Genomic DNA, 21,920 nt, shown 5'->3' on the forward strand with positions numbered 1-21,920 from the left:
CCCCGCTCAGGGCGGCTATGCATCAGCCCGGCACCGCCTGTGTTGCGCAATGCAAAGGCTGCGCCGCCCATCGTGCGATGCAGGGTTCGTCGCGGGCAGACCACATGCGGTGCCAATCCGCACACCAACCGTTACCATCGACAGCACACGCCTCCTGGCTTGCTATCGTTGTTTGCCGAGCAGATTAGTGAATGACAATTGCCGCGCTCACACCTTTCAGCAGTTCTGTTGGAAGCTGGATAGCACCGACCACCTCACTGGGGTTGCTCGCGGTAAATCCCGACACCAATCCGTTAGAGAAAGCGATGACTGTCTTGTTCTTAACGAATGCTCTGCGACCAAATTTCACGTAACCTAGAGCATTGTTCACCGGCGCCAAAACATCAAATCGAACTGGAGGCGTTGTCGATAGAATCGTTTCTCTGTCAGCCTTCTGGACCAACATGGCCGTCGCTTCGAGCGTAAACAGACCAGCTCGGCGGAAACAAAAAACGTACTTGCAGAAAGGACCGGGGTCCTCAGTAGTTGTTTCCTGCGGCACAAAGCCGGATATCGCCATTATCTTATCCAGATGGGGCGTGAGCTTGATATTAAATCGTATGCTACAGGAGGGTTCGCCAGCCTTCGTCGTCATTGTTTTCCCGCGGCCATGAGTGACATTCGTTTGATGGACCACGGTCATGTCTGTGCAAGGAGGAGGCGCCGCCGGTCCCGCGTCAGGAAGCATTTTCGCGATTGATTTAGATTTCTCCAGGTCTTTTTGAGTCGCAGAGACCTGCGTCAGTAACGCCGTTACCCCCTGAACGACCGCAATCGACCTGTCTTCCGTTGTAGAGGACAGCGACTTGATGAGGGCTCCTTCCATCTGAATGTCAATATCATCGTTAGAGAACGAATTATGTCCGTAAACAACGCGATACATCGCGTTGTAGTCGGCCGTAGCCGTCATCTTTTGATCCGAGGAAAGAGTGAGTCGCTTGTCTTTGAATTCAGCGGTAAAACTCACCTCTCCTTGGGCGAGGGCGTAAGACAAAAAAGCGCCATCGAGGTTGGTTGGAGGTTGTTCACCGTCTGCCAGAGTCCACAAGGAATTGCCGCAGCTCGCAAGGATAACGCTAGCAGCGATCAAGCTCACTGCTTGTTTCAATTGATTTAGCACCCATCCCTCCCAAATAATAAACTAAAAGTTGTCAAGCCTACTAGGACACTTGTATGGACGACAAGAGAGTTTGGAAGGAAAAGCGATTCAATGGGAGCCATTTTCAAGAACGAACGGACAAGACCGCTCTGGAAGGCCAACTTCCCGATACCGAAATCACGTAGCACAGGCTGATCGGCTCGCGCTCTTGATGGACCAGTTACGGCGGCAGGAGACAAGATTCACCATTGAGCCGCACTTGAGCAAGAGCGGCCGTAGCCTTTGCGACGATCCCGGTCAGCCCGGCACGCCCCTGTTTTTCAGCACAAAGCACGCCCCGCCCGCCTTCCGGATGCGGTTGCAGAGATCGTCCGCGGCGGGCCGCGTGTCGGCGCCGATCCGCACTTGATAGAAGGCGCGCGTGCCGCGGCTCCGCATGACCGAGGAGAGCAGGCTCGGATCCTGGTCGCCGATCACGGCGCTGAGCCGCTTGATGGCTCGGGCGTACATCGCGAGCGCCTTGTCGCGGCTGAAGCCGGCGGCGAGCTGCACGCCCCACACTTTGGCGGCGCCGAGCGTGATGCGGTTCTCGAGTTCGGTGATGAAGGGACTGGGCGCCTGCTTCAGCAGCGCCATCAAGTCTCGACAGCTCGACGTCGGTATCCGCTCCGGCGTCCTGCCGCCCTTCTGCGCCTTCGCCCAATCCTCGACGGTGGAGCCCGTGATGGCGATAACGTAGCTGCGGGTCTCCTGCGGCATCGGCCCGGTGCCCGCAAGCCACTCCTGAACCCGGCGCGGGCCGGCGTTATAGGCGGCGGCCGCCAGTCCCAGATTGCCGAACTGGTCGCGCAGCTCGGCCAAAAACTCCGCTGATTTCGGCAGCGCTTGCACGGGATTGAAGGGATCAAGCAGACCGCGCTCGCTCGCGGTGCCCGGCATGAACTGTGCAATCCCCTGCGCGCGCTGGCCGCTGCGCGTCACCGGCCCGATCGCGTCGGAGCGGAAGCGGCTCTCCTGCCAGATTACGCGAGCGAAGAATTCGAGCGGCAGGCTCGAGGCTCTCGCGGCCGACTCGATCATCAGGCACATCGCCTCGCGCGTGTCGCTCTGCCGCGTCCCGTCAGCCGGCGTCTCGGCCGGTATCGCGCGTGGCTCGACACGCGACTGGTTAACCTCATCCGCGTCCTCGGCGCAGGCAGGCGCAACCGAGGACAAAAGTGACATCGTGCAGCATAGGGCTCGAAGAAACCGGCCTCTTTGCATGGCAGTTGCAATCCGGGAGCGTACATGGCGGTAAAAAGCGTTAGTCAAACGATCACGGCCAGCCGCTGGATCCGCGGTTCCGCCGCCGCACGCCGCCTTTTTGCGCTGCAATTGTCCCGAAATGCGCCTCATCGGAACCGCCGTTAATTTACGTTAATGCCGCATTTTGCATCAGCCGGTCTTTTACGGGGAACAAAGCGGGGTAAAACTGTCCATCTTTGTTGGGAGACTTTCAATGCGGGACCGGCGCGAGAGCGTACGCGAGAAGGTAATGTATGGCGGCGTCGCCGAGATCGGTGAACGCGGCGCGACGCGCGAATGCATCGTCCGCAACATCTCCGACAACGGCGCGACCATCGAATTCAGCAATGATTTCCAGTTGCCGAAAGAGCAGCTCTCGCTACGCATCGCGCGCAAGGGCCGCTCCTTCCTTGCCAAGGTGATCTGGTGGCGCGACAATTTCGTCGGCGTCGCCTTCAGGGCGGAGAGCCCGGCCGAGCCGGTCTCCGATCTCGAGGAGCGGCTGCGCAGAAGCGAGATCAAGAAGCGGCAGCTGCAGCGAAAGATCGACGAACTGCTTAACGAGCGCTGAGCACTCGCGGGGAAGGCGTCAAGTAACGCAACAGGCGTCCCACGGTGCCGCAGCCGGTATCGACCACCGTATTGTTGGGGCCCAGCATGTCTTCAAAACCGCCAGATGGCCTGCCCGTCTATCGCCTCCTGACCGGCAAGGACGATGCCGCGTTCTGCCGACGCGTTTCGGAGGCCATTGAGTCCGGCTATGTGCTGTACGGCTCGCCTGCTCTGACTTTCAACGGTGAATACGTCGTGGCCGCCCAAGCGTTGGTTTGGCCGCGCAATTAGACATCAAGCAGTTGGCCATCAAAAAGCCGGCGGTCTTGCGACACGCCGGCTCTTCGTTCCAGATTGAGGCCGCTTACGCCTTGACCAGAGGCCCCCGCGAGGCCGGCCCCTTGGAGCCGCCACCTCCGTTGGGGCCGCCCGGCTTCGGCTTGCGCTTGCGGGCGCCGGGCAGCTTTTCCGGCTTCGGCGTGACTGGTCCCTCGACGAACTCGAAGCCGATCTTGTCCTTAGCCTCCGCGCTCGCCTCGTCTTTGACCAGCACGACGCGGACATGCCCGCCGCCCTTCAGGTGACCGAACAGCACTTCGTCCGCCAGCGGCTTCTTGATGTGCTCCTGGATCACGCGCGCCATCGGACGCGCGCCCATCTGCTCGTCGTAACCATGTTCGATCAGCCAGGCCTTGGCAGGCTCCGACAGCTCGATGGTGACGTCGCGGTCGGCGAGTTGCGCCTCGAGCTGGAGGACGAACTTCTCTACCACCATGCCGATGACGTCGGCATTGAGATGGGCGAACGAGACGATCGCATCCAGCCGGTTGCGGAATTCCGGCGCGAACTGGCGGTTGATCGCTTCGTGGTCGTCGCCTTCCCGCTTGTTGCGCGTGAAGCCGAAGGCCTGGCGCGCAAGGTCGGCGGCGCCCGCATTCGTGGTCATGATCAGGATCACGTTGCGGAAATTGACCTGCTTGCCGTTGTGGTCGGTGAGCCGGCCGTGATCCATGATCTGCAGCAGCACGTTATAGAGATCCGGATGCGCCTTTTCGATTTCGTCGAGCAGCACCACGCAATGCGGATGCTGGTCCACGCCATCGGTCAACAGGCCACCCTGGTCGAAACCGACATAGCCGGGAGGCGCGCCGATGAGGCGCGACACCGTGTGCCGCTCCATATATTCGGACATGTCGAAGCGCAGCAGCTCGACGCCGAGCGAGGCCGCAAGCTGTTTGGCGACTTCGGTCTTGCCGACGCCGGTTGGACCCGAGAACAGGTAGGAACCGATCGGCTTCTCCGGCTCGCGCAAGCCGGCGCGCGCCAGCTTGATCGATGCCGATAGCGACTCGATCGCCTTGTCCTGGCCGAACACCACGCGCTTGAGCGTCTGCTCCAGATGCTTCAGCACCTCGGCATCGTCCTTCGATACGCTCTTGGGCGGAATCCGCGCCATGGTCGCGATCGTGGTCTCGATTTCCTTGATGCCGATGGTCTTCTTGCGCCGGTTCTCGGCGACCAGCATCTGCGCCGCGCCCGACTCGTCGATCACGTCGATCGCCTTGTCCGGCAGCTTGCGGTCGTGGATGTAGCGCGACGATAATTGCACCGCCGCTTCGATCGCCTCGTTGGTATATTTCAGCCGGTGGTAATCCTCGAAATAGGGTTTGAGGCCCTTCAGGATCGCGATCGCGTCTTCCACCGTCGGTTCGTTGACGTCGATCTTCTGGAACCGGCGCACCAGCGCGCGGTCCTTCTCGAAATGCTGGCGGTATTCCTTGTAGGTCGTCGAACCCATGCAGCGGATCGTGCCGGAGGCGAGCGCCGGCTTGAGCAGATTCGACGCGTCCATCGCGCCGCCGGAGGTGGCGCCGGCGCCGATCACGGTGTGGATTTCATCGATGAACAGGATCGCGTTCGGATGCGCCTCCAGTTCCTTCAGCACCTGCTTCAAGCGCTCCTCGAAATCGCCGCGGTAGCGCGTGCCGGCAAGCAGCGTTCCCATGTCGAGCGAGAACACGGTGGCGGCGGCCAGCACTTCCGGCACTTCGGAATCGACGATGCGCTTGGCGAGCCCTTCGGCGATCGCGGTCTTGCCGACGCCGGCCTCGCCCACGAACAGCGGATTGTTCTTCTGCCGGCGGCACAGCACCTGGATCGCGCGATTGATCTCGGAATTGCGCCCGATCACCGGATCGATCTTGCCGTCACGCGCCTTCTTGTTGAGGTTGACGCAATAGGTCTCGAGCGCCTCGCCCTTCTTCTTGGCGTCCTCGTTGCCCTTGGTCTCGGTCTCCTCGTCGACGCCGCGCACCGGGCGCGCTTCGGAGACGCCCGGCCGCTTGGCGATGCCGTGGCTGATATAGTTGACCGCGTCGTACCGCGTCATGTCCTGCTCCTGCAGGAAATAGGCGGCGTGACTCTCGCGCTCCGCGAAAATCGCGATCAGCACGTTGGCGCCGGTCACCTCTTCGCGCCCTGAGGACTGCACGTGAATCACCGCGCGCTGGATCACGCGCTGGAATCCCGCGGTCGGCTTGGCGTCGTCGGCGCCGTCAGTCACCAGATTTTCGAATTCGGTCTCGAGATAGTTCACGAGGCTGGTGCGCAGCTTGTCGAGATCGACACTGCAGGCACGCATCACCGCGGCCGCATCCGAGTCATCGATCAGCGACAGCAAAAGATGTTCGAGCGTCGCATATTGATGATGCCGCTCGTTTGCAATCGCCAGCGCACGATGCAGGGATTGTTCAAGGCTTTGGGAAAAAGTTGGCATTCTCGTCCTCTGTGGCCCCCGGTCATCATGATCGCCATTACCCGGTCAGGCAACAACAACCTTCGTCATCCCCTGTCATATAGTTACCTGCGATCGTGGCGAAAGACCGGTTCCGCAAACGTGGTTTTCCTCTAAATTTGCGGCACCACGCCTCACGGCACGCAATCCCACCCCGAAAAACTACCGGGAATACAATCGGCTTTCGTCAACGCAATCGATGCAAGACCCGTTCCTTGTCTCCGGCCGGGTCGAGCGCCATGCGTGGCTATTTTTTTTCCATCACGCATTGCAGGGGATGCTGGTGCTTGCGCGCAAAATCCATCACCTGCGTGACCTTGGTCTCGGCAATCTCGTAGGTGAACACGCCGCACTCACCGATCCCGTGGTGATGCACATGGAGCATGATCTTGGTGGCCGCTTCGGCGTCCTTCTGGAAGAATTTTTCCAGCACATGAACGACGAACTCCATCGGCGTGTAGTCGTCGTTCAGAATCAGGACGCGATACAGGTTCGGACGCTTGGTCTTCGGCTTGACCTTGGTGATGACCGACGTCGACGGCCCGCCGGTTCCGCTGTTGCGGTTCTCGTCATTGCTCATTCGGGGAGCAGGCGCGGCTGACATTTCCGTCACGGACGAACAAGATTTGAAGGTTAACTGCAACATGGCTCAGGCGTTCAAAATTCCAAGGGGTGACCGAATAGCACATCCCGGCTCACTCGCGATCGGCTGGCGTGCGCCACCGCAAGGTACCCAGCAATGCTTTTCCAGATCGCCGCTCCCCGGTCCGACCCGTTGGCCGGGCCGGCACCTGGAATATGGGTCCGCCGCCGGATCACCGCAAGCGCACAAATGCCGCCTCGGCGCGACTCGCGACCGGCCCGATTCCCGGCTCGGCTATCTGGAGCAAGGTTAATCGTTTCTGCCGGATTTGACAAAGGATCGCGACTGCCCGTTTAGCCGCTGCTGCAGGCGCTTTTGGCGCCCGGTTCGGCGGTACGCGCGCTTTGACCCGTTTTTATCTAGTTCCACCTCGGCCTGGGGCAACGTGCGCATGCGCGTTGCGATGGTGCTCGACGTGACCGGATTGATACGGCCATGCAGACCGCCGCCAAGAGCCTGGTCGAGGCACAAGAAAAAGCCCGGCCGAAACGGCCGGGCTTTTTATTTGCGAGGTATTTTATTTGCGAAGTATCAAGTCGCCGAATTAGTGCGCGGCCGGGGTGAACTTCGAGACCAGGCCCTCGTAGGGCTTGAAGGTCTGCTTGGCGAGATCGGTGTAGAGGCCGGCGATCTTCTGCGTTTCGGCGACGAAGGTCTCGTAGGACGAGCGCGCGAATTCGGTCTGCGCTTCGATCGCCTTGTCCAGCGACTTCACGCCGGAGAGCTTTTCAACGTACGATTTGGTGTCTTCGAACGACTTCTTGGCGTAATCGCCATAGGCGGTTGCGATCGCCTGAACGCCGCTCTGCAGATTGCTCGCGGAAGCGGCAACCGATTCGAGATGCTCTTTGCCGTAGTTCTGAATGTCTTCAACCTTGACCATCGATGGAGTCCTTTCCCAGACTGCAGGTGTAAACCGATTGCCGGGAGGTCCCGGCCCCTGACGTCACCCTTGTATGTGCACCGCACAATAAAGTCAACAAATATTGTGCGACGCACAAATATGGCCTATTAGCGCAAAAACCCGGGGTCTTACGCAACGGTTAATTAATCTTTTGGAAACTCGCTCGGCCTAACCTGATTCCTGGACCTTGTTCGCCTTCCGGCAGACAGCCCGAAAGCTGTTTGTGAACAGCATCTTAGCTAGAACAGCGACCTGATCGGCCAAACCAGCCGCGCCTGATGGCCGGATTGGGACTTCGAACGGGGAAATATCAGCGACTGTTGGGCACAATTTTGCCTCACGTGGCGGTGATCAAGACAGAAATTGGGACGGGGAAGTAAATGCTTCGTACAACCTTGGCTTCCTCGCGCGCTTTGCGCGTGTGCGCCCTCGGGCTCATTACTTTCACCACGGCGATACTGATCTCGAGCGAGAGCGCTGAGGCGCGCCGCTACAAGCACCGTCGGCACCACCACGTCGTGCGGGAAAGCTACAGCCCGCAGTTCTCCTCCATCATCGTCGACGGCAATTCCGGCGCGGTGCTCAGTTCCAACAATCCCGATGGTATCCGGCGCCCGGCGTCGCTGACCAAGATCATGACGCTTTATCTGCTGTTCGAGCGGCTCGACGCCGGCAAGATGAAGCTGGACACCGAGATGGAAGTCTCCGAGCACGCCTCCGAACAGGCGCCGACCAAGCTCGGTCTCAAGCCCGGCCAGACGCTCAAGGTCGAGGATGCCATCAAAGGCCTGGTGACACGTTCCGCCAACGACGCTGCCGTCGTGATCGCCGAAGCCATTGCCGGCGATGAAGACGAATTCGCCAAGCTGATGACGCGCAAGGCGCGCGCGCTTGGCATGAGCAAGACCACCTATCGCAACGCCTCCGGCCTGCCCAACGACGAACAGCTGACCACGGCGCGCGATCAAGCTACGCTCGGCCGCGCGATCCAGGATCGCTATCCGCGCTACTATCGCTACTTCGCGACCACCGTGTTCAATTATCGCGGCCAGTCGATCCGCAACCACAATCGCCTGCTCGGCAATGTCGAAGGCGTCGATGGCATCAAGACCGGCTACACCCACGCTTCCGGCTTTAACCTCGTGAGCTCGATGCGCCGCGGCAACCGCCACCTCGTCGGCGTGGTGCTGGGTGGCCGCAGCGGCGGTTCGCGCGACGCCATCATGCGCAACCTGCTGGCCGAGAACCTGGAGAAAGGCGCGACCAAGCGTACCGTCGCCGCGATCACCGAGCGGAATCCCGCCGACGGCAGTGTCGATGTGGCCGAAGCCGAGACCGCTGCGCGTCCGGCCGAGGTGGCCCAGTCCGGCAGCGCCGAACCGGGGCCCGCAGCCATGCCGGTGACGCGCTCGATCGCGCCGGCGCTGATGGCGGCTGCCGCCGCTGCCCTGCCTCCGCCGCCCGCCAAGATCGAGCAGAACAAATTGGAGCCGCAAGCCAAGCCCGAACCCGCACCATTGACCAGCGGCGTCATTCAGTCCCAGTCCATCTCGGCGATCCCGGGCTCGGCTGAGCCGATGAAGCCGGTCAAGGTCAAGACGGTCCAGGTCAAGGCCGGGCCGATAAAACTGGCGGCTGCCGGCCCCTCGCAGCCCGCGGCGCCGCCGGTCACCAGCACCATTCCTGCCCGCCCCGAAATCGCCGAGACCTCCAGCGCCGTTGTCGCAAACGCCGCCGAGGCCAGGGCCGAAGCCGCCAAGGAAGCCCTCAGGGCAGCCATGCCGCAGCAGCCGGCCGGCCATGGCACCGGGAACGGCGTGCTCGGCGTGTTGCCCGCTTCCAGCCTGGCGCACGCCTCGCACGCGCAGACGCTGGCCTTTGCCGATCCGTCGCCCCATGTCCAGCCGCAGCAGGCTGTGCAACAGAACGACGCCGTCAAGCCAGCCGCGCCAGCGGTGGTACGCACCGGCTGGATCGTCCAGGTCGGCGCGCTCGAAAGCGAAAGCGAAGCCAAGCAGCGGATCGATCTCGCCCGTACCAAGGCCAGCGCGCTGCTCAGCAAGGCCGATCCCTTCACCGAAACCGTCATGTCCAAGGACAATCGCACGCTGTACCGCGCCCGTTTCGCCGGTCTCGATCGCGATTCTGCCGAGGCTGTATGCCGCACGCTCAAGCGCGCCGACATTTCCTGCATGACCGTTCGGAATTGATCCGAAACTCCGCGTTGAAGTTCGCAAAGCCGGCGCCGGAAGCGCCGGCTTTGTTGTTTTCATAGCGGTTTCAAGCCAAGCGTGCCCTCGGACTTGATCCGTGGGTGGGTCTCGGTTCGCGTGACGAAAACGCGTCAACCAAAAGTTAGGAGTTTCGGTTTGCCCCGTCAGAACTGAAACCCTGAGAGCACAGTCGAGGCGGCTCTCGCGCGATCACGCCAGATCCAGCCAGGCGAAAACTTCTCGTCAAGAATTTAGGGTTAGGTTTCCCTGCAATGAACGATCGACCACGCCGGACAACGGCGGGCGATGTGGGGCGTCAGCCAGAGATACGGAAGCACTCTCGGTCTGTAGCGTCGGTGGCGTGAGCCGGAGTTAGCTAGAGATGCGTGCGAAGAAGAATATCCTTGGCCTCATTTACGCGGGCAGCGAGGTACGTCGAGCCCCCCTGGTCGGGATGCAGTTTCTTCATCAGGGCGCGGTGCGCCCGGCTGATGTCGTCACGCCCCGCCCCCGGCTGCAGGCCAAGGATCTGATAGGCCTCCTCGTCCGTCATTTTACCACTCGCCGCCGCGCGGCGGTGCCCCCCTGCCGTGTCGCCTTGCGCGTTCTGACGCCAAGCGGGAAACCGGCGGTCAAGATAGCTTTCAAGTAGGGCGACGCTCTCGGCGTCGAAGGCCGGGATCATCGCGATCAACTGCGGCAGGTCGAATTCGTCGAGCGTGCGGCCGGCATTCGGTCCGTCCACGATCCGGCCCGACAGTGCGCCGCTGTCGTGATCAAGACTCATGTCGAGAAACTGCGAGCGGACGCGCGAGGCCTGCCCCGAAGACCGTTGCGTGCTGCCGCCGAAGATCCCGCCGATATTGCTGAAGCTGCCCGGCCCGAACGGCGACCAGCCGAGCAGACCGGCGCCGAAGATGCCGAGCGGAATTGCAACCGCAAGCTCGCCGCGCAGCCCGGTGAAGGCTGCGACCGCCAGCGCCAGCACGCCACCCGCGATCTTGATCACACGCGCGAGCACGACCGGGTTGGCCGCACGAAACATCTGCAGCAGCAAATAAAGAACGACAACGGCGACAACGCCGGCAATCAGGGTTGGCATCGCTCCACTATAATCGCTTTGGCCGCAAAATGCATGGCGCCGTTCGTTCACCCAGGCGTGACAAGGGCACAAGCGGCCTTGGCAAGGCGAGCCTTGGCGGCGGCCTGACTGATTTTGTAATCTGGCTTCGACAGCGGCGCAGATTGAAGGAGCGCGCGAATGGCAGCAGACGGACTGACCACCCTTCGGAGCAGCTACGGACCGAAAGACACCATGAGCCGGCTCGAGGCCGAGGTGAAGGCCCGCGGCATGACGGTCTTCGCCCGCATCGACCATGCGGCCGGTGCCGCCGGCGTAGCACTCTCGCTGCGGCCGACCGAGCTCTTGATCTTTGGCAACGGCAAAGCCGGCACGCCGCTGATGCAGACGGTTCAGACCACAGGCATCGACCTGCCGCTGAAGGCGCTGGTCTGGGAGGATGCCTCCGGCGCCACCTGGCTTTCCTACAACGACCCTGCATGGCTCGCACAGCGGCACGGGGTGGCCGGCGAAACGGAAACAGTGATCGGCATGATGTCCAAGGCGCTTGATGCGGTGGCGCAAGCGGCAATTTCGTCGACGTGACGTTTGACGCGATAACAGGTGCGCGCATGACCACCTGCTTCAAACCACCGATCGTGCCCGCCGCCTTCCTGCAGGAACGCATGCTGCTCCGGCACCACCGCCGCAAGCAGCACCCGCCTGATGTTCACTTCATCTGGCCGATCAGCAAGGCCGCGCCGCTTGCGGTTTTCGACAGCCGCAGCAGCGCTTCGCGCCCGCCGGCGGCATAGGCTGCGGCGGCGCGCAGGAGTTCGCGCAACTGCGCCGCGGCGCCGGGATCGAACTTGCACCATGCCCCGCCGGTGAGCCGCGCAATCTCGCGGAAGGCCTGTTCCGCTGAGGTGTCATGGCCTTCCTGAAACATGAACACCGGCACCTTGAGCAGGCCGAGCTCGCCGGCCTTGGCGCAGAGATCATCGACCGACTCCTCGATGGCGTCGCCGACGAACACCACGGCGCGCACGCCGGACGCCACCGCCTCGCGGCGCGCCTCCGACAGCACCTTGCCGATCTGGGTGTTGCCGCCCTGGCAATCGATCTTGCCCATCAGCCTTGCCAGTTGGGCGGAATCGGAGATCCAGCCGGTGGCGCGGCACTCGTTGAAGCCGCGGTAATAGACCAGCCGTATATCCAGGCTGCCGAGCAAGGCCGCCTCGCGAAACATGTCGGCCTGCAGCGCGCAGGCCATGTCCCAGGTCGGCTGCCGGCTCATGGTGGCGTCGAGCGCAAACACCAGCCTGCCCCTGGCGCCCGGCCCGTGCGGCGACATCGCGCGCGCCTTCGCCACGAAGGCTGCGATGTCTTCCGATGCCGACGGCTTGGTCTCCGGCAGCAAGCCGCCTTTACGCGCCTCGGCCCTTGCCGAAGCAACGTCGCCTGCCGATTTCGGTTTGGTGGGTTCGCCGGCCATGAGCGCTCGCGGGTAAGCAGCAAGCTCTATGTGGGACGGCGCCAGGCGGCGGTCAATGCGCCGGACAGCGACGCAACGGCACGACGACCGTCTAGTTCGGGACGGACTTATTCGGCGTCGGGTTGCTGGCCAACGGAACGGACAGCGGCACCGGTCCCGGGCTGGCGGTCAAAATGTCAGGCACATTGGTCGGCACGGGCTTCAACTCGCCGCTCTTGTCGGACTCTTGAAGGAACTTGTCGAGCATCGACTCGATCGAGGATTTGGCTGCGTCCGGCCCGGTGTCCCGCATGTCGTTATGCTGGAAGCCGGTGTTCACGACCGTGATCCCGGCCTGCTCGCACTGCTCGTCGTCAGGTACGACGCCGGGGTCCGCTTTGAAGTGGGTATCCTTGGAGCGGAACGACAGGATCTTGAACTTGCCGTCGGTCAGGAACGGCACGCGCAGATTGTCGAGCGTCACAACCTTCTTGATCTCGTCGGGATATTCCTTGGCGAAATACATCGAGATGTCGCCGCCCATCGAATGGCCGACCATCGTTACTTTTTCATAGTCTGCGTTGGGCTGGACCTTCTGCATTTCGTGAATGGCGAAATGGATGTTGGCCACGCCGCGCTGAATCTGCGGCAGACGGCCGACATAGGGTTCACCGACCTTGGTCACCATCGGCGGATCGGTCGGCAGATCGTGCTGCGGGCTGATCGCGAGGTAGCCGCGCCAGGCGAAGACGTTTGCAAGGAAAGAATACTCGGTGTTCTTGACGGTGTTGCCGTGGTTGAGGATCGCAACTGGAAGCTTGATCAAGCCGCTATTGGCCTGCATTTCCTTGTCGCGGCGAACGGCAACGCTGACAGCCACGAGGCGGTTGTCGCGGGCTGGATCATGAAACGCAATGGTCTCGTGCTTGATCGCCCATTTGCTCGCGGTGAAATACCCGGCAGTGGCCAGCACGGAGAGTGAAAGCAGAACCAGAATTCCACGTTTCATTTTCGTCCTCGCGCCCCGCTAGGGGCCATCCCTGTTCTGAGACTCTTTCGGTCCCTTGTTAATGATATACGTCACGATGGCGTGACATAAAGGCCAAATGTTGTGTGTTGACCGCCTGATCATTGTGCGATGCACCTATCCATTGTGCAGCCGCTCAATCCCCACAAAATTCAGCCCCATTATTGCATACGACGCCTCCCATCAAGCTTTGGTTCGAGGGTTGGATAAAAGTCTAATGAAAACGAGCTGGTGTCGGACTGGTTCCCGGGAACTTGCCGGCCGTCAGGTGCAAAAATACCGGCAACGTTTCCGAAGGCTTAGACCGTGGTGTAGATAACGAGCTTCAAGGCCGGGTCGTCATTGGCCTGGAAGCTCGCATACTCCAGTTTGAGACGGCCCTTCTTGGGATGGATCAAGGATTTCCGTCCTGCCGCGACGCCGCTGACGTCATGGGCCTCCCACCATCCTGCGAATTCCGGACAGCCTTCGCGCAGACGCGCCAACAGGTCGCGGAAGGCGGGGTCGCCGGCCCACAGGTCATGTGTCGCACGAAACTGGGCGACGATGCGTCGGGCCTCCTCCGCCCATGACGCGCCGAACAGCCGCCGCGTCGCGGGGTTGGTCAGCACCGACAGCAGGCTGTTGCGATCGGCCTCCGCCAGCCGGCTGAACGCAAAGATTTCTTCCGCAGCCGCATTCCAGGCGAGAATGTCCCAACGCCGTCCGGTGACATAGGCCGGCAAATTGAGCTGTTCGACCGTGCGCCGGATCGCCGGCGGGACGGTCTCGCGGACGAAAGGGCGCCGGTCGGCATTTTGCGTCAGCTCCGTCAGATGCCGGTGTTCGGCTTTGGTCAACCGCAACGCGCGCGCCAGTGCGTCGATCGTCGCAGTCGACGGGCTGACGGATCTTCCCTGCTCGAGGCGGATGTACCAGTCGACACCGATGCCGGCGAGTTCGGCCACCTCCTCCCGCCGCAGGCCGGGCGTGCGCCGTCGCCGGCCCGCCGATAGCCCGACCACCTTTGGCGTCAGCTTCTGCCGCCGCGACCGCAGGAAGTCGCCGAGTTCGCTTTGCCTCGAATTCGTACCTGGTGCCGCCATGCGCGCCGTGTCCGAGAAGGGGTTTTACAATCCTAGGATAATACCAGGTCTTGTTGAGACCTTGAAGGCCCGCGAGAATGCGGTTTCAACCGAAATGAGGAGGCCCCATGAAGGCTGCCGTCCTGAATGCATTTGGATCACCGCTTGCGATCGAGACCGTCCCCGACCCGCAGCTTGGCACCGGCGAGGTCATTGTCGACGTCGCGGCGAGCCGTGTGCTGGCCTACGCCAACGAGGTGCTCAGCGGGGAGCGAAAATACTTGCTGGAACTGCCCGTGGTGCCCGGCCCCGGCGCGATCGGCCGCATCCGCGCCACCGGCCCCGATGCGACCCGGCTTGGTCCCGGCGATTGGGTCTATTGCGATCCGACCGTGCGCTCGCGCGACAATGCGCTATCGCCCGACATCGCCCTGCAGGGCCTCACCGCCGGCAGCGAGGGCGGCCTGCGCCTGCAACGATATTTCCATGACGGCGCCTGGGCCGAACAAATGCGGCTGCCGACGGAAAACGCGGTTCCGATCGGCGACATCGACGAGAAGGACGGGGGCCGCTGGTGCGCGCTCGGTACGCTGCTCGTGCCCTATGGCGGGTTCCTCGCCGCAAAACTGCAAGCCGGAGAGATCGCGCTGGTCAATGGCGCCACCGGCAGTTTCGGCAGCGCCGCCGTCGCCGTCGCATTGGGGATGGGCGCGCAGTGTGTGGTGGCGACCGGGCGGAACGAGCAGGCGCTGACCGAACTGACGCGGCGGTTCGGCAACCGCGTCCGGAGCGTGCCGATGCGCGGCCACGAGGCTGACGATCGCGCCCGCATCCTGCAGGCGGCACCCGGCCCGATCGACTGCGTGCTCGACATCCTTCCGCCCGCGGCCAATGCCGTGCAGGTGCGGACTGCCATCATGGCGGTACGGCCGTATGGGCGGGTGGTGCTGATGGGCGGCGTCGGCATGCAGGGCGGCGCCGGCCTCGACCTGCCTTACCCCTGGATGATGCGCAACTGCATCACGCTCCGGGGGCAATGGATGTACCCGCCACATGCGGCCACCCTGATGGCTGGCCTGATCCGCTCAGGCCTGGTCGATCTCGATCATTTCGAGATCACAGCCTTCGGTCTCGACCACGCCAACGAGGCGGTCTCGCATGCCGCCGCCCACAGCGGTCCCTTCAGAATGACGGTGATCCAGCCGCGATAGGCCGGCAAGCCGGCAGCTTGGGAGGTCAGGCGCTGATGATGTCGCCGATGATGTCATGGACTTCGAGCGGCTTGTCGACCTGGGTGAACCATTCGGCGCGGTTCGCGGCGCGGCGGCGGCCGCGTTCGTCGAGCGGCAGTTTCAACTGGCGCAACAGGCTGGTCACTTCCTCGCGCGCGGTGACATGGCCCATGCTCGGCCGCGTGCCGAGGGTGGCCTCGTCGATGTCGTCCAGCGCCGTCAGTCCGCGCGGGAAGAATTCGCGGTAGACCACCCGCTCGGCAAATCCGTCGATCGAACGGAAACCGAGCCGCAGCGAAAGGTCCTTCAGGCTGTCGGCGACCAGTTGCTTGTTGCGCGAGCCAATCATCGACAGGCGGTTGCGCACCACGATCCAGTCGGTCGTGGCGCCGTCGAGCTGGCGGCGCTTGCGCCTGACGTCGCGCACCATCTCCGCATAATGGCTCTCGCCGGTCACGGAATAGGTCGCGGGATCGACGGTGCCAAGCACGTCAAAATCGAGGAAGCTGTCGTTGATCGGGGTCACCAGCGTGTCGGCCATCGAATGCGCCAGGCGCATCAGATAGGAGTCGGAACCCGGCGTATCGATGACGATGAAGTCGAAGGCGCGCTCGATTGCGCTCACCGCCTCCATGAACTGCTGGAACTCGGAATTTTCATTGTCGGCGATCTGCATCGTCTCGCCGAGCTTGACGCAGTAGTGCACGGGGATTTCGAGGTCGAGACCGGTGCGGCGCGCCCACGCGCTCCGGTTGGCGATGTAGCGGGTGAAACTCTGCTGGCGGCAGTCGAGATCGATAGTGGCGACACGCTGTCCGGCCTTCATCAGGGCAACGGCAATATGCAGGGCGGAGGTGGATTTTCCCGACCCGCCCTTCTCGTTGCCAAGCACGACAACGTGCGCCGAACCGAATTGACCCTGACTCGCCTGAACCAACATGATTCAACCCCCACACGATATCTTCAAATCACGCACGGCTGCGCGTCAAGTGAAATGCGCGACGACGCATTCAATTCGCTCGCAGCGTGTCTTTAATGATGAATCCCGATGGTGCGGACTTCGTTCCGTTGCCGCGATCAGTCGCAAACTTTTCAACCAGCCGGGCCTAGCGTCTGGCGTTCGCGTTGAGCTGCCGCAACCTTGGCATTCCCGTGTTACCTTGGTGGCAATGCTCTGGCCTTATGCAATGCTCCGGCCTTATAAGGTCGGCGCGCCCGCCGAAAGGCTTGGGGCCGCCGGCCCCCTCACCCCATCAGAAGCTGCAACAGATCGAGGCCAGATGTCGCGAAGTCCCATGGTCGTCCGTACCGTTCCCGCCTTGCGCCGCGCCGTCGAGGCCTTGCGCGCCCGAAAGGCCGCCGTCGCGCTGGTGCCGACCATGGGAGCGCTTCACGACGGGCATGTGTCATTGGTGCGGCTCGCGAAGCGCCGGGCGCAAAAAGTCATCGTTTCGATATTCGTCAACCCGACGCAGTTCGCGCCGACGGAGGATTTCGGTTCGTACCCGCGCACCTGGAAGGCCGACGTCGCCAAACTCGCCGCCGAGAAGGTCGACCTGATCTGGAATCCGGACGTCAAGGCGGTGTACCCCGACGGCTTTGCCACCCGGATCGTGTCGGAAGGTCCGGCCACCGCCGGACTGGAGGATCGTTTCCGGCCACATTTCTTCGGAGGCGTCGCCACCGTGGTCGGCAAGCTGTTCACCCAAGTCCGGCCGGATGTGGCGATTTTCGGCGAGAAGGATTTTCAGCAGCTACGGGTGGTGACGCGGATGGCCGCCGATCTCGACCTCGGGGTCAAGGTGATCGGCTCGCGCACCGTGCGGGAACGCGACGGGCTGGCGATGTCCTCGCGCAACGTCTACCTCTCGCCGGAGGAACGGCAGACAGCGCCGACGCTTTTCCGCGCCATGAAGGAAAGCGCCAAGCGGCTGAAGGCCGGCGAAGATTTTGCGGCTGCGATGGAAGCCGGGCGGGAACTGATCACCGGCGCCGGCTTCGCGCTGGATTATTTCGAGGCCCGGCACGCCGAGACGCTGGCGCCGATCACCTCGATGAAGGACGGGCCGGTGCGGATCCTCGTTGCCGCAAAACTCGGCACGACGCGCCTGATCGATAACATCGGCGTGTAAGTAGCCGGGAACTGCCTTGCACCCTGCAAGCACAGGATCGAAAATCCCGCGCCAAGGGATTTGCCCGTGATTTGCGGGATCTTGCAGGGGGATGCCACGTCGCTACGCGCTGCCATCATCGGAGGGCTGATCGGTCTTTCTGCGGCCGGCTACGCGCAGGCTCAGGATCCGCACCGGCCGGCAGTCGGCGGCATCGGCTCGCCGGTCAATGCCATGATCTTTTATGTCGCGCACGGTGCGGACGGTGCCTGCGGGAAAGGCTGTTCCGAATGGATCGCCGCCGAAGGCACCGTTCAGTGGGACACCCACAAGCGGCTGATCGCGATCCTTGACCGCCAGGCCGGGCGCAAGCTTCCGGTGATCATCCATGCCTGGGGCGATTCCAATCTCAACGTCGCGGCCAGCCTCGGGCGTATCCTGCGCGACCATGGCATCGACACATCAGCGGGGACGACCGACGTCGAGGCCTGCCATGGAAAAGACGAGACGGAATGTTTCGCGCTCAAGCGTCCGGGCGGGCCGCTCGATGCCAAGCTGACGCTGATGGATACCCGCTGCGATCTCGCCTGCGTGCTGACGCTGGCCGGCGGCGTGCACCGAAGCCTGCCCGCCGGCACAAGGGTGATACTGAGCGGCATGTCAATCCGCAACCGGCTGGCACCCAATGTCTCCGAAGAACGGCGCCAAGGGCTGACCGTTCAATATGGCGAGGAGTTGCGCCGCTATCTGCGGGACATGGGCGTTGAACCGGAACTCGTTGACATCGTCGACCGGAATTCGGAGGCAAAGCGCCAGACCGAAATGCCGCCATCCGAGTGGGCCAGACTGCACGTCGTGACGTCAGCGTCGCCTTAGAGCAGCCCGAGATCGCGCAGTTCGCGCCGCATCGGTTCCGGCATCGCGGCCACGCTGGCGGCCGAGGATTTGGTGAGATCGGGCGGCGCGGCGTCCTCGGTGAGGTAGCGCCAGCCCTGGAACGGACGCATCGGCCGCGGCGAGACGGCGAACACCTTGGGCTGCATCACCAGGCGGCACCGCCCGATACCGTCCTTGTCGCGGAACGGCTCGAGCGCGATGATCTTTTCGCGCGCGGCGATTTCACCCTTGATGACCCAATAGAGCGAGCCGCCGGCGAGGATTTCCGCGTCGCGCTTCGGCGTCATCCGCGTGATGTGGACGTGACGAAGCGGCAGGCCCTTTTTCTTGGCGGTTGCCATGCGTTCGGCAACCCAGCCCTTGAGTTCCTTGACTGACTCGCAGCCGACGGCAAGCTTGATGAGATGAAGCGGCATGATCCCGCCGATGTAGCGGCCCGCGCGCGCTTTGAAAAGATCACTCGGTGTTATCAGCTGTGGGCGCCGAACCCGACGGCGCGAGCTGGACCGGCGCTGCGCCGGACGGCCGCTTCGGCGCCGGCGGCGGCTTTTTGGCCGCGGTCTGTGCCGGGGGCGATGCCGGCGGTGTCGCCGCGGCCGGACGTGGCGCGGCTGGCGAAGCCGGTGCAGCCGCAGTTGCAGACGACGGCTTTGGCGCGGCACCTAGCGATGGCTCGGGCGTCATGATGCTGACCGCCGGGGTGGAGGCCGAGGTCGGGAATTCGGCGTTGGTGGGCTTGCCCGTGGGGAGCGACGGCGGCAGCGCCGCGATCATGCCCGTCGCGGCCTGCGGCGCGCTCCACGACGCCGCATAGCGCATGATCAGGCTTTCATAGGCACGCTCTTCCATGTTGGCGGCAATCTGGCGCGTCTCGGTCAGCGAACGGAACGCGCGGCAGGCGGCTGGCGTGCAACGGTCCCGCACCATCAGCACATAGGCCATCAGCCCGTAACGGTCGCGCTCGACCGCGCGGCGCAGCGCCAGCAGGTCTGAGCCGGCGCCCTTGTTCGCGGTGGCGACATCTCCGAGCGAGGTCAGCAGCGTGATCTGCGAGGCGGCGTAGGCCACGGCCGCAGCCACCGACTCGGCCGAACCGAACAGCACCTTCTCGCACGCGGCGAGGACTGCATCGCCGGCCAGTTCGTCAATGCAGGAAAGCTGCGGCAACGGCGCAATAGCCGTCTGAACTGGACGCGCTTCCGTCGACTGAACCACGTTTGCCGTGCCGAAGCCGCGGAAGGTCACGGCCCCCCCGACCCCGACCGCGAGCAGCGTGATGAGGGCAAGCACGCCGTTGGCCACGGATCTCTCCGAACGCAGCAGCGTGATCAGAACAATGATCCCGACAAATCCGGCCGTGGCCAGCGTCAGGTACAACGGAATGTTCGGCGAGCGCCAGATATTATCCAGCGAAGCAGCCCAGTCCCAGTTCATGCGCGGTGTCCCTTATCGCAGCATCAAACGCGATCGAACGACGAATGCGTCTTTGTCGCATTCGCTTTTCGGCAGAATGGTTTTGCGAACGGGGCCTTTTGACGGCGAGCGAGGTGGAACTCCGTCAGCCGGCTGCTTGCACACAACTGTTTCAGGAAATCGCGAGCTGGCTTTCCTTGGCGACCCGTTCGAAAGCTTCGGTCGAGCTTTTGATGCGATACTGGCAGTCGTCACCGTCGGTCGGAAGCAACCGGATCACCTCATAGGTGCCGCTGGCGGCCGGACGGGCAACGTTGCTGGCAGTAAAATAGACAGTCTCTCCAACGGAGTACTTATGCTTCAACGCCCTCTCCATTACGCAAGAACGCCGGCCGCGCTCACGGTCCCGCTAGCTTTCGGCCGACTTGAGAACCCTGCGGCAACCTAGCACAGCCGCCCTCCGAAAAGCCAGTAACATCGGGGCATGGCAAATACGCAAATTCCGCATGTTTTTCAGGGCGATAAGCGAGAATTTTTCCGACTCCCGGGAATCCGCCTGCCTAATATTCAGGCCGCCATTCCCAATATAGGACAGTCCGGCGGGCAATATATCGCATGCCGCAGTGCTGCGGGGGCCTTGGCGCCCACCGCCGGACCGCCGGCCGCCCGCGCGAAATCAAACCGTCTCGAACCGCTCGATGACGAGCGTTTCCGCAAGGCCGGCGCGGGTCCATTCCTCGAATGCCGGCAACGACATCATCGCATCGAAGTAATGCCGCGCCTCGCCCTTCACCTCGATCGCATAGGTGCGGAAGCGATGCACCACCGGCGCGAACATCGCGTCCGCTCCACCGAACGCGCCGAACAGGAACGGTCCTTCCTTGCCGTAACGGCTGCTGCAATCGGCCCAGATTTCCTGAACGCGCGCTACATTGGCGCGTGCGTCATCCGATAGATCGACCGCGCCGACCGGCCGGTGCAGGTTCATGCCGCATTCGTTGCGCAGCGGCATGAAGCCCGAATGCATTTCCGCCGAAATCGAGCGCGCATGCGCCCGGCGCGCGCGGTCTTCCGGCCACAGTCGGCTTTGCGGGAATTTCTCGGCGAGATATTCGATGATCGAAAGCGAGTCCCACACCGTGACCCCACCATCGATCAGCGCCGGCACCTTGCCCGCGCGGGAAAAGCTGAGAATCCGGTCCTTGTCCGCCTTGTCATCGGTGTAGAGCGGGATGAACACTTCCTCGAACGGAATTTCATTGGCGCGCAGCGCCAGCCACGGCCGCATCGACCATGACGAATAGTTCTTGTTGCCGATGACCAGTTTCAACATTTGCGGGGAAATCCTGTTGCGCTCCTGATCTTGCCATAGTGCACCGCACGCGTTCAACCTGTACATCTCGATGCCATAGCCACCACCGGGGATCTCGCCACATGGGCGCCTATTGGGTCGATATCGCCGCCGTCGTGTTCTTTGTCGTGGAGTGGCTGGCTTATGGCTTCACGCTCGAGCGCACGGCTTACGGCCGCGACAGCCTGTCGGCGCGCATGAACCGCTTTCGCGAGGTCTGGGTGCGGAACATGCTCGACCGCGAGGCGCGCATGGTCGACATGCAGATCATGGCCTCGCTACAGAACGGCACCGCCTTCTTCGCCTCCACCAGCCTGATCGCGATTGGCGGAGGGCTGGCGTTGTTGCGCGCGACCCACGATGCGCTTGCCGTGCTGCGCGAACTGCCGGTCGACCTCACCCCCTCGCCCGCGCTGTGGGAAATCAAATGCGTCGGCCTGATCCTGATCTTCATCTTCGCCTTCTTCAAATTCGCCTGGTCGTACCGCCTGTTCAATTATGTTGCGATCCTGCTCGGCGCGATGCCGCCGTCGTCACAGCGCGACACCGCGGAGGCGGAAGCCCATGTGATGCGAACGACGCGCTTGTTCGAGGCGGCGGGGCGGCATTTCAACCGCGGCCAGCGCGCGTTCTTCTTCGCGCTCGGCTATCTCGGCTGGTTCGTCAGCCCCTGGGTATTGTTCGCAACCACCGCGCTGGTCGTTATCGTGACCTGGCGGCGGCAGTTCGCCTCGAACGCGTGGCGGGCGATGGGGAATTAGCC

Annotated in this window: 22 protein-coding genes; 8 read left to right on the forward strand and 14 right to left on the reverse strand. The window is 62.8% G+C overall.

Annotation, left to right across the window (positions count from 1 at the left end):
* Positions 1 to 184: 184 nt before the first annotated feature.
* Positions 185 to 1,159 (reverse strand): hypothetical protein, encoded by a 975-nt coding sequence (locus V1283_RS20310; protein WP_334388209.1) that lies wholly within the window; start codon positions 1,157 to 1,159, stop codon positions 185 to 187.
* A 276-nt stretch (positions 1,160 to 1,435) separates the two neighbouring features.
* On the reverse strand, positions 1,436 to 2,362 hold the full coding sequence (locus V1283_RS20315) for a lytic transglycosylase domain-containing protein (protein WP_334388210.1): 927 nt from the start codon (positions 2,360 to 2,362) through the stop codon (positions 1,436 to 1,438).
* 274 nt (positions 2,363 to 2,636) lie between these two features.
* Between V1283_RS20315 and V1283_RS20320 the strand changes: the two genes are divergently transcribed.
* Entirely contained in the window at positions 2,637 to 2,993 is a 357-nt protein-coding gene (locus V1283_RS20320) for a PilZ domain-containing protein (protein WP_334388211.1), read from the forward strand.
* 86 nt (positions 2,994 to 3,079) lie between these two features.
* Complete coding sequence (locus V1283_RS20325) at positions 3,080 to 3,265, forward strand: DUF1737 domain-containing protein (protein ID WP_442895764.1); 186 nt, start codon at positions 3,080 to 3,082, stop codon at positions 3,263 to 3,265.
* Positions 3,266 to 3,338: 73 nt separating this feature from the next.
* Here the strand turns inward: V1283_RS20325 and clpA are convergent, their stop codons facing one another.
* The 3 genes from clpA to V1283_RS20340 form a co-directional block, all read right to left on the reverse strand.
* Complete coding sequence (gene clpA, locus V1283_RS20330; RefSeq protein ID WP_334388213.1) at positions 3,339 to 5,750, reverse strand: ATP-dependent Clp protease ATP-binding subunit ClpA; 2,412 nt, start codon at positions 5,748 to 5,750, stop codon at positions 3,339 to 3,341.
* A gap of 265 nt (positions 5,751 to 6,015) precedes the next feature.
* Positions 6,016 to 6,348, reverse strand: a complete 333-nt coding sequence (gene clpS, locus V1283_RS20335; RefSeq protein ID WP_334388214.1) for an ATP-dependent Clp protease adapter ClpS — start codon at positions 6,346 to 6,348, stop codon at positions 6,016 to 6,018.
* A gap of 607 nt (positions 6,349 to 6,955) precedes the next feature.
* Entirely contained in the window at positions 6,956 to 7,294 is a 339-nt protein-coding gene (locus V1283_RS20340) for a phasin family protein (RefSeq protein ID WP_334388215.1), read from the reverse strand.
* 401 nt (positions 7,295 to 7,695) lie between these two features.
* Between V1283_RS20340 and V1283_RS20345 the strand changes: the two genes are divergently transcribed.
* The gene (locus tag V1283_RS20345) at positions 7,696 to 9,525 is read left to right on the forward strand and encodes a D-alanyl-D-alanine carboxypeptidase (protein WP_334388216.1); all 1,830 of its coding nucleotides are present in this window, start codon (positions 7,696 to 7,698) and stop codon (positions 9,523 to 9,525) included.
* A gap of 379 nt (positions 9,526 to 9,904) precedes the next feature.
* Here V1283_RS20345 and V1283_RS20350 read toward each other — a convergent pair whose 3' ends face one another.
* The gene (locus V1283_RS20350; RefSeq protein WP_334388217.1) at positions 9,905 to 10,630 is read right to left on the reverse strand and encodes a DnaJ domain-containing protein; all 726 of its coding nucleotides are present in this window, start codon (positions 10,628 to 10,630) and stop codon (positions 9,905 to 9,907) included.
* A gap of 159 nt (positions 10,631 to 10,789) precedes the next feature.
* On the opposite strand from V1283_RS20350, the gene V1283_RS20355 reads away from it, so the two are divergent.
* Complete coding sequence (locus V1283_RS20355; protein ID WP_334388218.1) at positions 10,790 to 11,194, forward strand: DUF302 domain-containing protein; 405 nt, start codon at positions 10,790 to 10,792, stop codon at positions 11,192 to 11,194.
* Positions 11,195 to 11,318: 124 nt separating this feature from the next.
* Here V1283_RS20355 and V1283_RS20360 read toward each other — a convergent pair whose 3' ends face one another.
* The 3 genes from V1283_RS20360 to V1283_RS20370 form a co-directional block, all read right to left on the reverse strand.
* Positions 11,319 to 12,083 carry a VWA domain-containing protein gene (locus V1283_RS20360; RefSeq protein ID WP_334388219.1) on the reverse strand — a complete coding sequence of 255 codons (765 nt, stop codon included), beginning with the start codon at positions 12,081 to 12,083 and terminating at the stop codon, positions 11,319 to 11,321.
* A gap of 91 nt (positions 12,084 to 12,174) precedes the next feature.
* Positions 12,175 to 13,071: an alpha/beta fold hydrolase gene (locus V1283_RS20365; RefSeq protein ID WP_334388220.1), complete on the reverse strand. Its 897-nt coding sequence runs from the start codon at positions 13,069 to 13,071 to the stop codon at positions 12,175 to 12,177.
* 317 nt (positions 13,072 to 13,388) lie between these two features.
* Complete coding sequence (locus V1283_RS20370; RefSeq protein ID WP_334388221.1) at positions 13,389 to 14,174, reverse strand: helix-turn-helix transcriptional regulator; 786 nt, start codon at positions 14,172 to 14,174, stop codon at positions 13,389 to 13,391.
* A gap of 107 nt (positions 14,175 to 14,281) precedes the next feature.
* Here V1283_RS20370 and V1283_RS20375 point away from each other — a divergent pair, with 107 nt between their 5' ends.
* Positions 14,282 to 15,364, forward strand: a complete 1,083-nt coding sequence (locus tag V1283_RS20375) for a zinc-binding alcohol dehydrogenase family protein (RefSeq protein ID WP_334388222.1) — start codon at positions 14,282 to 14,284, stop codon at positions 15,362 to 15,364.
* Positions 15,365 to 15,389: 25 nt separating this feature from the next.
* Here the strand turns inward: V1283_RS20375 and V1283_RS20380 are convergent, their stop codons facing one another.
* Positions 15,390 to 16,325, reverse strand: coding sequence for a division plane positioning ATPase MipZ (locus V1283_RS20380; RefSeq protein ID WP_334388223.1), 936 nt, complete (start codon positions 16,323 to 16,325; stop codon positions 15,390 to 15,392).
* 340 nt (positions 16,326 to 16,665) lie between these two features.
* On the opposite strand from V1283_RS20380, the gene panC reads away from it, so the two are divergent.
* On the forward strand, positions 16,666 to 17,517 hold the full coding sequence (panC, locus tag V1283_RS20385) for a pantoate--beta-alanine ligase (protein WP_334388224.1): 852 nt from the start codon (positions 16,666 to 16,668) through the stop codon (positions 17,515 to 17,517).
* Between the two features lie 66 nt (positions 17,518 to 17,583).
* Positions 17,584 to 18,372 carry a hypothetical protein gene (locus tag V1283_RS20390; RefSeq protein ID WP_334388225.1) on the forward strand — a complete coding sequence of 263 codons (789 nt, stop codon included), beginning with the start codon at positions 17,584 to 17,586 and terminating at the stop codon, positions 18,370 to 18,372.
* Here the strand turns inward: V1283_RS20390 and V1283_RS20395 are convergent.
* From V1283_RS20395 to V1283_RS20410, 4 genes are all read right to left on the reverse strand, one after another.
* Entirely contained in the window at positions 18,369 to 18,809 is a 441-nt protein-coding gene (locus V1283_RS20395; RefSeq protein WP_108517902.1) for a DUF1489 family protein, read from the reverse strand. The genes V1283_RS20390 and V1283_RS20395 overlap by 4 nt on opposite strands.
* 40 nt (positions 18,810 to 18,849) lie before the next feature.
* The gene (locus V1283_RS20400) at positions 18,850 to 19,827 is read right to left on the reverse strand and encodes a hypothetical protein (RefSeq protein ID WP_334388227.1); all 978 of its coding nucleotides are present in this window, start codon (positions 19,825 to 19,827) and stop codon (positions 18,850 to 18,852) included.
* Between the two features lie 151 nt (positions 19,828 to 19,978).
* The gene (locus V1283_RS20405) at positions 19,979 to 20,182 is read right to left on the reverse strand and encodes a hypothetical protein (protein WP_108517906.1); all 204 of its coding nucleotides are present in this window, start codon (positions 20,180 to 20,182) and stop codon (positions 19,979 to 19,981) included.
* Positions 20,183 to 20,482: 300 nt separating this feature from the next.
* The gene (locus V1283_RS20410) at positions 20,483 to 21,139 is read right to left on the reverse strand and encodes a glutathione S-transferase family protein (RefSeq protein WP_334388228.1); all 657 of its coding nucleotides are present in this window, start codon (positions 21,137 to 21,139) and stop codon (positions 20,483 to 20,485) included.
* A 101-nt stretch (positions 21,140 to 21,240) separates the two neighbouring features.
* Here V1283_RS20410 and V1283_RS20415 point away from each other — a divergent pair, with 101 nt between their 5' ends.
* The gene (locus V1283_RS20415; protein ID WP_334388229.1) at positions 21,241 to 21,918 is read left to right on the forward strand and encodes a DUF599 domain-containing protein; all 678 of its coding nucleotides are present in this window, start codon (positions 21,241 to 21,243) and stop codon (positions 21,916 to 21,918) included.
* The last annotated feature ends 2 nt before the right edge of the window (positions 21,919 to 21,920 follow it).

This window comes from Bradyrhizobium sp. AZCC 2262 (assembly GCF_036924535.1).
Taxonomy (GTDB): Bacteria; Pseudomonadota; Alphaproteobacteria; order Rhizobiales; family Xanthobacteraceae; genus Bradyrhizobium.

Excerpts from the sequence above, each read along its gene's own strand:
- V1283_RS20345 (WP_334388216.1), top strand. The coding sequence starts at position 7,696 with ATGCTTCGTACAACCTTGGCTTCCTCGCGCGCTTTGCGCGTGTGCGCC.
- V1283_RS20320 (WP_334388211.1), top strand. The coding sequence starts at position 2,637 with ATGCGGGACCGGCGCGAGAGCGTACGCGAGAAGGTAATGTATGGCGGC.
- V1283_RS20350 (WP_334388217.1), bottom strand. The coding sequence starts at position 10,630 with ATGCCAACCCTGATTGCCGGCGTTGTCGCCGTTGTCGTTCTTTATTTG.
- V1283_RS20340 (WP_334388215.1), bottom strand. The coding sequence starts at position 7,294 with ATGGTCAAGGTTGAAGACATTCAGAACTACGGCAAAGAGCATCTCGAA.
- V1283_RS20400 (WP_334388227.1), bottom strand. The coding sequence starts at position 19,827 with ATGAACTGGGACTGGGCTGCTTCGCTGGATAATATCTGGCGCTCGCCG.
- V1283_RS20360 (WP_334388219.1), bottom strand. The coding sequence starts at position 12,083 with ATGGCCGGCGAACCCACCAAACCGAAATCGGCAGGCGACGTTGCTTCG.
- V1283_RS20325 (WP_442895764.1), top strand. The coding sequence starts at position 3,080 with ATGTCTTCAAAACCGCCAGATGGCCTGCCCGTCTATCGCCTCCTGACC.
- V1283_RS20355 (WP_334388218.1), top strand. The coding sequence starts at position 10,790 with ATGGCAGCAGACGGACTGACCACCCTTCGGAGCAGCTACGGACCGAAA.
- V1283_RS20380 (WP_334388223.1), bottom strand. The coding sequence starts at position 16,325 with ATGTTGGTTCAGGCGAGTCAGGGTCAATTCGGTTCGGCGCACGTTGTC.
- V1283_RS20405 (WP_108517906.1), bottom strand. The coding sequence starts at position 20,182 with ATGGAGAGGGCGTTGAAGCATAAGTACTCCGTTGGAGAGACTGTCTAT.
- clpA (WP_334388213.1), bottom strand. The coding sequence starts at position 5,750 with ATGCCAACTTTTTCCCAAAGCCTTGAACAATCCCTGCATCGTGCGCTG.
- clpS (WP_334388214.1), bottom strand. The coding sequence starts at position 6,348 with ATGAGCAATGACGAGAACCGCAACAGCGGAACCGGCGGGCCGTCGACG.
- V1283_RS20395 (WP_108517902.1), bottom strand. The coding sequence starts at position 18,809 with ATGCCGCTTCATCTCATCAAGCTTGCCGTCGGCTGCGAGTCAGTCAAG.
- V1283_RS20315 (WP_334388210.1), bottom strand. The coding sequence starts at position 2,362 with ATGTCACTTTTGTCCTCGGTTGCGCCTGCCTGCGCCGAGGACGCGGAT.
- V1283_RS20410 (WP_334388228.1), bottom strand. The coding sequence starts at position 21,139 with ATGTTGAAACTGGTCATCGGCAACAAGAACTATTCGTCATGGTCGATG.
- panC (WP_334388224.1), top strand. The coding sequence starts at position 16,666 with ATGTCGCGAAGTCCCATGGTCGTCCGTACCGTTCCCGCCTTGCGCCGC.
- V1283_RS20365 (WP_334388220.1), bottom strand. The coding sequence starts at position 13,071 with ATGAAACGTGGAATTCTGGTTCTGCTTTCACTCTCCGTGCTGGCCACT.
- V1283_RS20375 (WP_334388222.1), top strand. The coding sequence starts at position 14,282 with ATGAAGGCTGCCGTCCTGAATGCATTTGGATCACCGCTTGCGATCGAG.
- V1283_RS20415 (WP_334388229.1), top strand. The coding sequence starts at position 21,241 with ATGGGCGCCTATTGGGTCGATATCGCCGCCGTCGTGTTCTTTGTCGTG.
- V1283_RS20370 (WP_334388221.1), bottom strand. The coding sequence starts at position 14,174 with ATGGCGGCACCAGGTACGAATTCGAGGCAAAGCGAACTCGGCGACTTC.